This is a genomic window from Pseudomonas sp. URMO17WK12:I11 (genome assembly GCF_007677725.1).
Classification (GTDB): Bacteria; Pseudomonadota; Gammaproteobacteria; order Pseudomonadales; family Pseudomonadaceae; genus Aquipseudomonas.
On sequence record NZ_VEDF01000004.1, the window covers coordinates 463030 to 475955 of the forward strand.

Annotated in this window: 11 protein-coding genes; 8 read left to right on the forward strand and 3 right to left on the reverse strand. The window is 64.1% G+C overall.

Translation table 11 applies throughout. The annotated features are described in order from the left end of the window. The first annotated feature begins 10 nt into the window (after positions 1 to 10). The 6 genes from FS665_RS10870 to FS665_RS10895 are packed head-to-tail and all read left to right on the forward strand — an operon-like array spanning position 11 to position 7231. Positions 11 to 1438, forward strand: a complete 1428-nt coding sequence (locus FS665_RS10870; protein WP_145187505.1) for an MBOAT family protein — start codon at positions 11 to 13, stop codon at positions 1436 to 1438. Between the two features lie 9 nt (positions 1439 to 1447). After that, positions 1448 to 2542 (forward strand): alginate O-acetyltransferase, encoded by a 1095-nt coding sequence (locus FS665_RS10875; RefSeq protein WP_145187508.1) that lies wholly within the window; start codon positions 1448 to 1450, stop codon positions 2540 to 2542. Positions 2543 to 2559: 17 nt separating this feature from the next. Next, positions 2560 to 3189 carry an alginate O-acetyltransferase AlgF gene (locus tag FS665_RS10880; protein ID WP_145187511.1) on the forward strand — a complete coding sequence of 210 codons (630 nt, stop codon included), beginning with the start codon at positions 2560 to 2562 and terminating at the stop codon, positions 3187 to 3189. A gap of 26 nt (positions 3190 to 3215) precedes the next feature. Beyond that, positions 3216 to 4628, forward strand: a complete 1413-nt coding sequence (locus FS665_RS10885; RefSeq protein ID WP_145187514.1) for an alginate biosynthesis protein AlgX — start codon at positions 3216 to 3218, stop codon at positions 4626 to 4628. Then, positions 4619 to 5773, forward strand: coding sequence for a polysaccharide lyase (locus FS665_RS10890; protein ID WP_256675083.1), 1155 nt, complete (start codon positions 4619 to 4621; stop codon positions 5771 to 5773). Before FS665_RS10885 ends, FS665_RS10890 begins: the two co-directional genes overlap by 10 nt. A gap of 3 nt (positions 5774 to 5776) precedes the next feature. Next, positions 5777 to 7231, forward strand: a complete 1455-nt coding sequence (locus FS665_RS10895; RefSeq protein ID WP_145187517.1) for a right-handed parallel beta-helix repeat-containing protein — start codon at positions 5777 to 5779, stop codon at positions 7229 to 7231. A 69-nt stretch (positions 7232 to 7300) separates the two neighbouring features. Here FS665_RS10895 and FS665_RS10900 read toward each other — a convergent pair whose 3' ends face one another. Continuing rightward, the gene (locus FS665_RS10900) at positions 7301 to 7732 is read right to left on the reverse strand and encodes a GNAT family N-acetyltransferase (protein ID WP_145187520.1); all 432 of its coding nucleotides are present in this window, start codon (positions 7730 to 7732) and stop codon (positions 7301 to 7303) included. 119 nt (positions 7733 to 7851) lie between these two features. On the opposite strand from FS665_RS10900, the gene FS665_RS10905 reads away from it, so the two are divergent. Then, the gene (locus tag FS665_RS10905; protein ID WP_145187523.1) at positions 7852 to 9450 is read left to right on the forward strand and encodes an inorganic phosphate transporter; all 1599 of its coding nucleotides are present in this window, start codon (positions 7852 to 7854) and stop codon (positions 9448 to 9450) included. A 61-nt stretch (positions 9451 to 9511) separates the two neighbouring features. Here FS665_RS10905 and FS665_RS10910 read toward each other — a convergent pair whose 3' ends face one another. Then, positions 9512 to 10894, reverse strand: a complete 1383-nt coding sequence (locus FS665_RS10910; protein WP_145187526.1) for an amino acid permease — start codon at positions 10892 to 10894, stop codon at positions 9512 to 9514. Between the two features lie 343 nt (positions 10895 to 11237). Here FS665_RS10910 and FS665_RS10915 point away from each other — a divergent pair, with 343 nt between their 5' ends. Beyond that, complete coding sequence (locus FS665_RS10915; protein ID WP_145187529.1) at positions 11238 to 12488, forward strand: aspartate aminotransferase family protein; 1251 nt, start codon at positions 11238 to 11240, stop codon at positions 12486 to 12488. Between the two features lie 3 nt (positions 12489 to 12491). Here the strand turns inward: FS665_RS10915 and FS665_RS10920 are convergent, their stop codons facing one another. Further along, on the reverse strand, positions 12492 to 12794 hold the full coding sequence (locus FS665_RS10920) for a hypothetical protein (protein ID WP_145187532.1): 303 nt from the start codon (positions 12792 to 12794) through the stop codon (positions 12492 to 12494). Between the last annotated feature and the right edge of the window lie 132 nt (positions 12795 to 12926).

Below are 12926 nucleotides of genomic sequence, written 5' to 3' on the forward strand. Positions count from 1 at the left end.
GGGCAATGCCATGATCTTCGCCTCCAACGTATTCCTGTTTCTCTACCTGCCGCTGTTCCTGGCCGTGTATTTTCTGGCCAAGGCGCAGTGGCGCTCGACGGTGATCGTGGCTGCCAGCTACATCTTCTATGCCTGGTGGCGCCCGGACTTTCTGCTGCTGTTCGTCGGTATCACCTACTGGAACTACTGGTTCGGCCTGCGCATCAAGGCGCGCCTGGATGCCGGCGAAAAACGCATGGCCCTGCGCATGCTGTGGATTGGTGTGGCCGGTAACTTGTCGACCCTCGGTTACTTCAAGTACGCCAACTTCGGCGCCGAGGTCATGGCCATGCTGCTGGCGCCGCTGGGCATCAACACCTGGACCCTGGAGAACATCTTCCTGCCACTGGGCATTTCGTTCTACGTGTTCCATGCGCTGAGCTACATCGTCGACATCTACCGCAAGGACGCCACGCCCACGCGCAACTTCATCGACTTCGCCGCGTTCGTGGCGCTGTTCCCGCACTTGGTAGCTGGCCCGATCCTGCGCTACAGCCAACTGGCACCGCAGCTGCGCGAACGCACCCACTCGATGGAGCTGTTCTCCCTGGGCGTGTGCCGCTTCATGCTCGGCTTCATCATGAAGGTGCTGATCGCCGACCGCCTGGCGCCCATCAATGTGCTGTTCGTGGCCGAGGGCACTTTGCAGTTCAGCGATGCCTGGTTCGGCCTGGTGATCTCGACCCTGCAGCTGTATTTCGACTTCGCCGGCTACAGCCACATGGCGCTGGGCCTGGCGCTGATGATGGGCTTCCGCTTCCCGGAGAACTTCAACCAGCCCTACGTGGCGCAGAGCATCACCGAGTTCTGGGCGCGCTGGCACATGACCCTGGCGCATTTCCTGCGCGACTACGTGTACATGCCGCTGGTGCGCAAGCGCGTGGCCGGTGCGATGCCGGCGCTGATCTGGACCATGCTGCTGTCGGGCCTGTGGCACGGCGCAAGCTTCGCCTTCATCTGCTGGGGGCTGTTCTTCGGCATCGGCATGGTGATCGAGCGCAAGTTCCACCTGGCGACCAAGGTCGGTGCGCCGTACCGCGTCGGCCGGCACCTGCGCACCGGCCTGTTGATCGTGCTGAGCATGCCGCTGTTCTTCACCATGGACCTGCGCCACAGCATCGACATCTACAAGGCGCTGTTCGGTTTCAACGGCTTCGGCTCGCTGGAATTGTACGTGCTTGGCGCCTCGAAGATGGCCATGGCCTTTGCCCTGGTGGCGCTGGCGTGGCTGGTGCTGGCGGGGATCAACAACCTGCGTTTCTACGCCGGTAACAAGGAAGGCTACTTCATGCGCCATGTCGGCGCGTTGAACAGCCTTTTGCTGTGGGCTGGGTTCATCGTGGCGCTGAGCAGCCTGGCGGCCAACTCGTTCTCGCCGTTCCTGTATTTCCAGTTCTAGGAGAATGCCATGTACCCGGTGATGAAAACGGCCAGCAAGGCCAATGGCATTCTGTTCCTGGTGATGCTGGCGGCGATGTTCGTCTACTCGCTCCCTCCGGTCTACACCTTCGCCCGCACCTCGACCGATACCTGGAACCTGTTCGTCGATGGCAAGCTGTTGCGCAAGTTCGAGCAGGCCTACGACAAGCGCTTCTTCCTGCGCGAGCCGTCGGTCGAGCTGTGGGCCGATGCCCAGTTCCACCTGTTCGGCGAAGGCACCAAGGGTGTGGTCCTGGGCAAGGACGGCTGGTTGTTCACCAACCAGGAATACCGTGTGCCCAACGACCTGCAGGCCAATGTTCAGGCGCAGATCGAGCAGATCGACAAGGTTCGCGCCAAACTGGCCGAGCACGGCAAGCAGCTGGTGATTCTGCCTCTGCCGATGAAGCTCGATGTGTATGCAGCCCACGCCGAACACGCCTTCGATCCGCGCGTGATCAGCCTGTACGATCAGTTCGTCAGCCAGTTGCAAAGCCGCCAGCTCGATGTCGTGCCGCTGCGCGAGGCGTTTCTGGCCAACATCAACGGCCCCCAGCTGTTCCTCAAGTCCGATACCCACTGGAGCCCTGAAGGTGCACGCTTGTCGGCCTACGAGTTGGCGCGCCAGCGCCCGCAGCTGCTGGGCGAGCAAACCTACGTGTCGCACAAGGCCGGCGAGAAGGAGGTCAAGGGCGACCTGATGAACTACCTGCAGTTCGACCACGCGCGCCTGGCGCCGCAGTTCGGGCCGAACCCGATCGCCCTGTACGAAACCCTCAAAGCCCAGCAAAGCGCCGACGACCTGTTCGCCGAGCAGGACCAGAGCCTGCTGCTGGTCGGCACCAGCTACAGCAAGATCGATGACTGGAACTTCGTCGGCTTCCTCAAGGAGGCGCTGAACCGCGACCTGCTGAGCATCGCTGTCGAGGCCCGTGGTCCTTTCGAGGCGATGAACCAATTCCTGGCCAGCGACCAGTTGGCCAGCCCCCAGATCGACACCGTGGTCTGGGAGTTCCCACTACGTACCTTGCTCGCCCACCGCCCCGGCTCCCTGAGCCGTAGCGCTACGCCCCAGCATTTCTGACCTTCAAGGAGAGCCTGATGAAACTCACCCAACTGTTCACCGCCGTCGCCCTGGCCGCCCTCGGCCACACCGCCCTCGCCGCCGAAGGTAACGCCGATCTGTACGATGCCGTGGCACCGGCCGACTCGGCGTTCGTGCGCGTGCTCAACCTCTCCGACAGCAACATCGACGTCACCCTCAGCGGCAAGGTCAACCCGCAGCGCGTTGCCGCCGGCCAGCTCAGCGGCTACCGCTTCACCCCGGCCGGCCCCCACAAGATCGCCATCGGCGGCAAGTCGATCGAGCCGCAATTGAAGGCCAACGCGGCCAGCACCGTGGTCTACGACGGCAAGCAGCTCAAGCTGATCAGCGACAAGTACGTCAACGAGCCGAAGAAGGCGCAGATCGCCTTCTACAACCTGACCCCCAAGCAGGCCGCATTGAAGACTGCCGATGGCAAGCACGACGTGGTCGAGGCGCTGGGCAGCGGTGAGACCGGTACGCGTATGGTCAACGAAATCAAGATCGACTTCGCCGCCTACCAGCAGGACACCAAAGTCGCCAGCTTCGACGAGCAGTTCCTCAAGAAAGGCCGCTCGTACAGCTACGTGCTGCTGCCGGGCAACCGCAGCATGACCCTGGCCAACAGCATCGACCCGACCGATTGATGATCGCCGCGCAAGGATAATGGCCCATGAAGACCCTTGTACCTTTTGCCCTGAGCGCCGCGTTGGCGGTGCTCAGCCTGCCCGGCCAGGCAGCGCAGCCGGCGCCAGCGGCCCAGGCGAGCAAGCCGGGCTGTGAGAACCTGCAATGCATGCTCTGCCCGGCGCTGAGCGACCCGCAGCGCTATGCCGAAGGGCGCATGAAGCTGATGCGCGAGATCGTCCCTGGCAAGGACCGCTGGCTGTTCCGCTCGGCGGTCGACCTGACCAACGAGTTCGGTATCCCGGCGCCGATGCGCCCGGAGTTCGCCCGCCTCATGCAAGCGTTCGAGCGCCAGGGGATCCATGTCGCCATGGCGATCCAGCCGACCCGCGGCCTGATGCACCGCGACAAGCTGTTCGCCGACCAGCTGCACGGCTTCGACTATGCGCGGGCCAGCAGCAACCTCAACGCCTTCCTGGGCCAACTGCGCCAGGGCGGCGCGGTGGTCGCGCCGATGATGCAGCTGGTGCAGCAACCGCCTCAGGGCGAGTACTTCTTCCGCCGTGATCACCACTGGACCCCGGCTGGCGCCAACGCCACCGCCAAACTGATGGCAGAGGAGATTCGCCGCCAGCCGTTCTACGCCGAGCTGACCAAGAAGCAGTACCGCACCGAGCCTGGGGTGATGGTGCCCAAGGACGGCACGCTCAACCTGGCGCTGAGCAGCATCTGCGGCAACAACTATGGCTTCCAGTACGTGCGCGGCTTCCAGACCGTGCCGGTGGCTGCCGGCGCCGATGCGCTGTTCGACGAAGCACCGGACCCGGAAGTGATCCTGGTCGGCGACAGTAACGCGGCGGCCCGAGAAGATGAGAGCAAGCAGTTCAACTTCGACGGCTACCTCAAGCAATACCTGGACGTCGACGTGCTCAACTACGCGCTGCCAGGCGTTGGCGAAGATGGCTCGCTGCTCGAATACCTGCTGTCCAGCGACTACAAGCCCAAGGCGCCGCCCAAGCTGATCGTCTGGGAGCTGCCGGCCAACTACCGGCTCGACTCGCCGTTGATGTATCGCCAGCTGGTACCGGCGGTGCAAGGGGGCTGCGCGGCCAGCCGCGAAGTGCTCGGCAACAAGCTGCAGCACTCGGCGTTGAAGGTCGGCGAGCGCATCGAACTGCTGAGCAATGCCGGCAGTGGCCGTCAGGCGCTGTCCAAGGGCTTTCTGGACATTCGCCTGAGCGACAAGAACGTCAAGGATTTCTACATCATCGTCTATTACGACAATGGCGCGCGCGACAAGGTGTGGTTCCGCCGTGAGGCGGCGGTCACCGGTGGCCAGTATTACCTTGAGCTGAGCAAGGCACCGGAGTTCGCTGGCGCCAACCTGCTTTCGGTGTTCATGGAACCAACCAAGCCTGGGACCGCGGCGACCGCTGTGGAGACACGCCTGTGCCTGTAGACACCGTATCGCCACGCCTGGGATTGCGTTGCCCGGCGACAGCTGCACTGGCGTTTGCCATGGCGCTGGCACTCCCGCAGGCCCAGGCCGCCCAATCGATCTGGCCTGCTCATCACACGGCGCAGTCGGCCATGGTCGCCGACTACCGGACCTTGGCCTGCACCAAGCAACCTCCCGCGCCCTACACCGGCAGCCTGCGCCTGCAAAGCAAATACGACCAGCGCGACGCCAGCAAATCGACGCTGCGCAGCAGCCCGGACGCCGACAGCGAACGCATCGGCAAGCAGGTCAAGCAATTCGTCGGCGGGCTGATCTATGCCAGCAAGCGCTTCCAGAACGCCAAGAAACCGCAGGATGCCAACATGGCGTTGGCCTGCCAGGACCAGTGGTTGCAGCAGTGGGCCGAGGCCGGCGCACTGCTCAACCCCGACGCCAGCGGCACCGGTATGGCGGCGCGCAAGTGGGCGCTGGCAGCGATGGCCGGCGCAGTGCTGGCGACCCAGTCGGCCAGCGACGGCAAGTTGCAGCTCAGCGATGCGCAGCGCCGCTGGTTCGGCCAACTGGGCGAGCGGGTGATCGGCGAGTACGATCCGCGCCGCACGGCCAGCGGTGTGTACTTCAACAACCACGATTACTGGGCGGCCTGGGCCGTCGCGGCCACCGGCATGCTGATCGGACGCGATGATTTCATCCAGTGGGCCGATGGTAATCTGCGCCGCGGCCTTGCCCAGGCGGTCAAGACCGGCGACGGCAGCTATGCCTACCTGCCACTGGAGGTGGCGCGTAGCAAGCTGGCCGCCAACTACAGCCAGTATGCCCTGGTGCCACTGGTGTTGCTGTCGGAGTCGGCGCGGGCCAACGGCCTGCCCTGGAGCGACAGCGACCAGCGCACCTTGGACCTGCTTGCCAACTTCGCCGCGCGCACCGTGCTCGACCCAGATGAGCTACCCGAACTCAAAGGCCAGTCTCAGGCCGACGTGGCCCCCTACAAGATGGCTTGGCTGATCCCGTTCCTGCAGCGCAATCCGGGCCACGCCTTGGCGCGCAAGCTGTACGACAGCGAAGACGGCGAGGTGGACAATTACAGCCAGCTCGGCGGTCCGATCAAAGCCTTCTACCCCCCATTGCCCGGATCAAGGAGCTGACCGATGGCCGCCCTCGCCCGCTATTCCCTTACCTGCCTGGCTGCGCTGTGCCTGGTGGGCGCCGCCCAAGCTGCCACCCAGAGCCTCACCGCGCAACCGAGCGTCGACACCCTGCCGCGCGAACAGCGCCAGCTTCAGGTCGATCACCTGCGTCAGCAGGTGCGCCAGGCCGTGGCCTTCGAGCAAGGCGAACGGCAACGCCCGACCGGCCGCGCCAGCGTCAGCCTGCAACCGATGTTCTCGGCCCAGGCCGGCAGCTGGCCGTTCGAGCCGTTCGTCAACAACGGGCTGTTCCGCGCCATCGCCGGCTACCAGTCGCATCACCCGCAAGTGGTGATGCTGCGCGGCGGCAGCATGACCCTGGCGCAATTGCACGATGCGTTGAATGACCCACGGATCCTCAAACGCTACAAGGATGGCTACCTGCTCAGCTACCCGCTGATGATCGGCAGCGATGCTGGCCTGGTGCTAGAGGGCACTGCGCTGTACCTGTCGAGTTTCTCCGGGACGGCGTTGATCAACCAGGGCTGGCTGGGCTTGAACCAGTCGCGCCTGGAAAGCATGGCCGGCGAGCAACCCGGCAGTACCGACCGCGCCTGGCGGCCGTTCGTGGTGGCGTGGGCGGGCAGTCATACGCAAGTCATCGGCTCGACCCTCAAGCGTCTGGGCTACAACGCCAACCTGTCGCGCGGCCTGACCACCGCCCTGAGCACCCAGCAGGCGGCCAACACCCGTCCGGCCACGGTGATCATTCGCGATAGCCAGTTGAGCGAGATGTCCACCGCGGTGGAATTGCAGCACAGCCAGGCGAGCATCAGCGCCAGCCGGATCGAGCAGTCGCAGCAGTACGCCATCGACGTGCAGAACAGCCAGGTCAACCTGCACGGCAACCAACTGCGCGGCATCGACAACAACAGCGGGGTGCGCTTGCGCGGCAAGACTCGCGCCGCTGTCGAGGCTAACCTGATCCTCGGCGCGACCAAGGCCGGCATCGAGGTCAGTGACCAGCAGGGCGCCGTCTTGCTCTCGGGCAACCGCATCGGCGACAGTCGCGGCAATGGCATCCAGCTGCGCAGCCTGGCGCCCACCGCTTCGGCGCCTTTGGTGATCGACGGCAACCTGCTCGGCAGCAGCCAGGGCAGCGCCCTGGATGCCAGTGAAGTGGGCGCGCTGGCGCTGCTCGACAACCGTATCGGCAATACTTCCGAATACGCCATCAGCCTGCGCAACAGCACGCCTCAGGCTGGGCCGCTGATCATCAGCGGCAACCGCCTTGGCCAGGTCGGCAAGGCGCTGCTGCGTGTCGAAGGCATGCGCGATGTGCTGCTCGGCGGCAACCGCTTCGAGGGCAAGCCATTGCTGCAGAACCTGCTGATCGGCGACCTGTTGCCGGTGCAGGGGCAATTGCTCGAAGCCACGGTGCGCCAAGGCGAGACGGTGCGGGTCAGGCAACAATAACCCCAACTGCGGCAGCGGCTTGTCCGGCTTCCACTTACGCCAGTTACGCGGCGAGGAGGCCGGCAAGCTTCACGCGATGACCCGCTGCATCCTGACGAAGCAGCCCTCCTCCCCGACCTCGACGAAGCCGTGGCGCTCGTACAGCTGGCGCGCCGGGTTGCTCTGAAACACCATCAATCGCAACAGCGGCAAGCGCCGCTGCGCTGTCCAGTCGGCGAGGGTCTCGAGCACCTGGCTGCCCACCCCCTGGCCTCGATGGGCCGGCAGCAGGTGCAGCTCGCGGATGAACAAGGCTTGGCGGTCCTGGCTGAGGCTGCAGAATCCGAGGGTTTGTCCAGCTTCGACGACCAACCATTGCTCGCGCCAATCCCAGGCTTGGTCGAAGGCCTCCTCCACCCAGAGCAGATCGAACTGATGGTAGTAAGGCAGCATCGCCCGACGCGTCAGGTCCCGCGCGAAGGTGCGATGGCTAGCGCTGGCGGCGATCAGCTGGACGGGCATCGATATTCTCCCTGAGTCTTTTGCAATCAGCCTAGGTAATTCATTGACCGAGGTCACGTGCCTGCGCGCACAACTTTCTATCCTTTGGGCCATTCCCGCCGACGCCCACCGGAGCCCCCATGGCAATCCCGTCGCTGGCCCATGGCGACCCACGCCCGGACCTCTCCCGCTCGCCAGGGCGGCGCAGCCTGTTGCTGTTCTTCACCGTGCTGCTGGCCGGCATTGCCTACACGGCCTGGAGCCTGAAGCAGGACGTCAGCGCCAGCGGCACGGTGATCACCACGGTCACGCCGTTCCTGCTGCTGGGCCTGGCGCTGTTGATCGCGCTCGGGTTCGAGTTCGTCAACGGCTTTCACGACACGGCCAATGCCGTCGCCACGGTGATCTACACCCACGCGTTGCCCGCCTCGGTAGCGGTGGTCTGGTCAGGACTGTGCAATTTTCTCGGTGTTTTGCTTTCCAGCGGCGCGGTGGCGTTCGGCATCGTCGCCCTGCTGCCGGTGGAACTGCTGCTGCAGGTGGGGTCGTCCGCCGGCTTCGCCATGGTCTTCGCCCTGCTGCTGGCCGCCATCATCTGGAACCTCGGCACCTGGTGGCTGGGGCTGCCGGCGTCATCCTCGCACACCTTGATCGGCTCGATCATCGGGGTGGGCATCGCCAACGCCTGGATGCACGGGCGCGATGGCGCCAGTGGCGTGGACTGGACGCAGGCCGGCAAGGTCGGCTACGCCCTGCTGTTTTCGCCGCTGATCGGGTTCGTCTGCGCGGCCCTGCTGTTGCTGGCATTGCGCAGTTTGCTCAAGCACCAGGCGCTGTATCAAGCACCGCAAGGGCGCATGCCGCCGCCGTGGTGGATCCGCGGGCTGTTGATTCTGACCTGCACCGGCGTGTCGTTCGCCCACGGTTCCAACGACGGGCAAAAAGGCATGGGGCTGATCATGCTCATCTTGATAGGCACATTGCCCATGGCTTATGCACTGAACAAGACGGTGCCGCACGAGCAGGCCGCGCAGTTCTGCACGGTGGCTGAACAAACCCGCCAAGCGCTGGCCCAGTTGGCGCCGGAACCCGCGCCAGCCGACCCGCGCCAGGTGCTCAGCGAGTTCATCGCCGCGCCCACGGCCGGCCCTCTGCCGCTGCCCGCCCTGACGGCCCTGACCGGTGCGATTGCCGAGCAGGTCAAAAGCTACGGCTCGCTGCAACGGGTACCGGCCGAAGCCATGGCCAACGTGCGCACCGACATGTACCTGACCAGCGAAGCCATCCGCCTGATCGACAGGCATCCGCAACAGACGCTGGATTCCGACACGCGCCACCAGCTATTGCAGTTCAAGACGCACCTGGACGCTGCCACTCGCTATATCCCACTGTGGGTCAAGGTGGCGGTTGCCCTGGCCTTGGGCCTTGGCACCCTGGTCGGCTGGAAACGCATCGTGGTGACCGTGGGCGAGAAGATCGGCAAGACCCACCTGAGCTATGCCCAGGGGGCTTCGGCGGAAATGGTCGCGATGTGCACCATTGGTGCGGCGGATATGTTCGGGCTACCGGTGTCGACGACGCATGTATTGAGTTCCGGGGTGGCGGGGACCATGATCGCCAACGGCTCGGGCATCCAGAAACGTACGCTGATCAACCTGCTGCTGGCCTGGGTGCTCACCCTACCGGCAGCGATGCTGTTGGCAGCAGGCCTGTACTGGCTGCTGAACCAGGTTTTCTGAGTGGATAGGCACGCTTGCTGTTGGAACAGGGGCGCAGGACGCCCCCGTTCGAGCAGTTGGCTCAAGCGGGCTGGGCCACCGCCCTGCCGCGCTTATGAGTCAGTGCAACCAGCAGAATGAACACGGTCACACCAGCGGTCATCAGGGTTTCGTAGCGGTAGGCATCGCTGAACAGCATGTAGCCCAGGACCATGACGATGGTGCCGATCACCAACCAGGTCAGCCACGGGAACAGCCACATCTTCAATTCCAACGAGCGCCCCTCGCGCTCGGCACGGGCGCGCATGCGCAATTGCGAGACCGCAATCACCAGGTAGACCAGCAGGGCGATGGCACCGGTGGTCGAGAGTAAGAAGCCGAACACCTTGCCAGGCAGCACGTAGTTGACGAAGCATCCGACAAAGCCTGCCAAGGTCGAACACAGGACCGCCACAGTGGGCACGCCGGCACCAGAGATGCGCTTGGTCATGCGCAGCGCCTGTCCGCGGGCACCCAGTGAATAAAGCATGCGCGAGGCGGTGTACAACCCTGAGTTCATGCAGCTGGTCACCGCCACCAGCACCACCAGGTCGACCAGCAACTTGGCGCCGGGCACGTTCAGCACCTCCAGCGTGCGCTGGAACGAACCGACCGCCTTGAGCCCCGGATCGTTCCAGGCCACCAACGACACCACCAGGAAGATCGACGCCAGGTAGAAGATGGCAATGCGGTACACCACCAGGTTGGTCGCCCGGCGAATCTTGTCCTTGGGGTTGGCCGTTTCATCGGCCGCGATGGTGACGATCTCGGCACCGAAGAACGAGAAGATGGTGATCAGCACGCCGCCCAGTACGGTGCCCCAACCGTTGGGCATGAAACCACCGCTGTCCCACAGGCGGCTGATGCCTGACACCGGCGCCAAGGGCCAGAAGCCGGACACCGCGAGGCTGCACACACCGATGAAGGCGACGATGGCGATCACCTTGACCAAGGCGAACCAGTACTCGAATGCTCCAAAATTCTTCACACTGACCAGGTTGCTTGCCGACAGCACCAGCATGATGACGAAGGCGAACAGCCACGACGGCACCTGCGGGAAATAGGCGTGCAGGATATCGGCACCGGCGATGGCCTCGACCGGAATGATCAGCACCCAGAACCACCAGTATAGCCAGCCGATGGTAAACCCTGCCCAAGGGCCGATGGCCTCGCTGGCATAGGTGGAAAACGAGCCGCTGCTGGGGTTGGCGATGGCCATCTCGCCCAGCATGCGCATCACCAGCAGCACCAGCAGGCCAGTCAGGGCGTAGGACAGCAAGATGGCTGGGCCTGCTGTGGCAATGGCATTGGACGAGCCAATGAACAACCCGGCGCCGATGATGCCGGCGATGGAAATCATCGAAACCTGACGCGAGGTCAAGCCGTGCTGCAAGGACCGCTGTTTCTTATTGTGTAGCGAAGCCATGGAGAACCCTCGAGTGGGTCGGCCGCCGCATGATCCCGCTGCCTGCGACGGCTGAAAGTTGAAGCGCATGTCGGCCAGTAGGTGCCGGCAGTATCGATTCCAGCGCGCGCGCTCAACAAACGACGTTTTGGAAGTACATGATGCCGCCAAGGAATGAATCCGATATTGGCCATGTACTCCCCTGCGCAAGTTCATCGTTCCGAGGCCGGCTTCCTGCATCGCGCCCTGGCCCGCGAAGCGAAGGTTCATGACTGCAGGGAATGATCGCAATCGAATAATTCGTTTGCCGTGCGCCCTGGCGGCAGGTTTGGATAGTGACAAAGCCGAACAAGGTCTACCGCCCATGCATCCGCCAAGCATCAGCCAATCGCTCGCCATCGTGCACCCGATCACCCTCTCCCATGGCCGCAACGCCGAGGTATGGGATACCGAAGGCAAGCACTACATCGACTTTGTCGGCGGCATCGGCGTGCTCAACCTGGGTCATTGCAACCGCGCCGTAGTCGAGGCCATCCAAGCCCAGGCCGGTCGCCTGACCCACTACGCCTTCAACGCAGCTGCACATGAGCCGTACTTGCAACTGATGGAGCGTTTGTGCCGGTTCGTGCCGGTCAGTTACCCGCTGGCCGGCATGCTCACCAACAGCGGTGCGGAAGCGGCGGAGAACGCACTGAAAGTGGCCCGTGGCGCCACCGGCAAGCGCGCCATCATCGCCTTCGATGGCGGTTTTCATGGCCGCACCCTGGCTACCCTCAGCCTCAATGGCAAAGTGGCGCCGTACAAGCAACGAGTCGGGGAGCTGCCAGGCCCGGTGTACCATCTGCCCTACCCCAGTGCCGACAGCGGCATCACCAGCGAGCAAGCGTTCGCGGCGATGGAGCGCCTGTTCAGCGTCGAGTTGGCAGTGGAGGATGTCGCCGCATTCATCTTCGAGCCGGTGCAGGGCGAAGGCGGCTTCCTAGCCATGGACCCGGGCTTTGCCCAGGCCCTGCGGGCATTCTGCGACCAGCACGGCATCTTGATCATCATCGATGAGATCCAGTCTGGCTTCGGCCGTACCGGGCAACGCTTCGGCTTCTCGCGCCTGGGCATCGAACCGGATCTGCTGCTGCTGGCCAAAAGCATCGCTGGCGGTATGCCGCTGGGTGCGTTGCTCGGGCGGCAGGCGTTGCTGGGCGCATTGCCCAAGGGAGGATTGGGCGGAACCTACTCTGGCAACCCCATCGCCTGCGCCGCGGCATTGGCGAGCCTTGCGCAGATGAGCGATGAAAACCTTGCCACCTGGGGTGAGCGTCAGGAGCAGAGCATCGTGGGCCGGCATGCACGATGGAAGGCTGAGGGGCTTAGCCCCTTCCTCGGCCGCCTGACCGGCAGCGGCGCGATGCGCGGCATCGAATTGATCGACAGCGATGGCAACCCGGCGCCGCTGCAGCTGACCAAGGTACTGGATGCGGCAAGGGCCCGTGGCTTGCTGCTGATGCCCAGCGGCAAGGCCCGGCACATCATCCGCCTGCTGGCGCCGCTGACCATCGAGGCCGAGGTGCTCGAGCAGGGACTGGATATCCTCGAGCAGTGCCTGGCTGAACTGGAGTGAGGCTTACAAGCCCAGCTCTTCAGGGGTGAGCATGTCGGATTCGAAGGCGATCCAGCCGCCTTCGAGTTCGGCATGGCCATTGACGATCGGACCGTAGTAGGTCAGGCCGTTCTCCAGGGTCACGCAGATGTGCGTGGCGGATTTTTCGGGGGCCGCGAGCGTACCGACGAAATGCACCTTCTTCAGGGTTTCGGTGACCGCCTCCAGACCGACGCGCATGCCGGCGTTCTCCGAGGCTTCAGTATCGCCGCCACGGTCCTCGGCGCTGATGGTCACGGTGGCGGTGTAAGGGTACTGGGTGCTCAAGCGGGGTTACCTCAAAGGGATGAGTTGGGCGTGAAGGCGCGTAGAGTACGGCAGGTCACCGCTGTTGTCTCTACTGGGCTCATCAGCACCTCGTGCGCCAAGCGGCAGGCCAGGCCTGCAAAACCGGCCCCG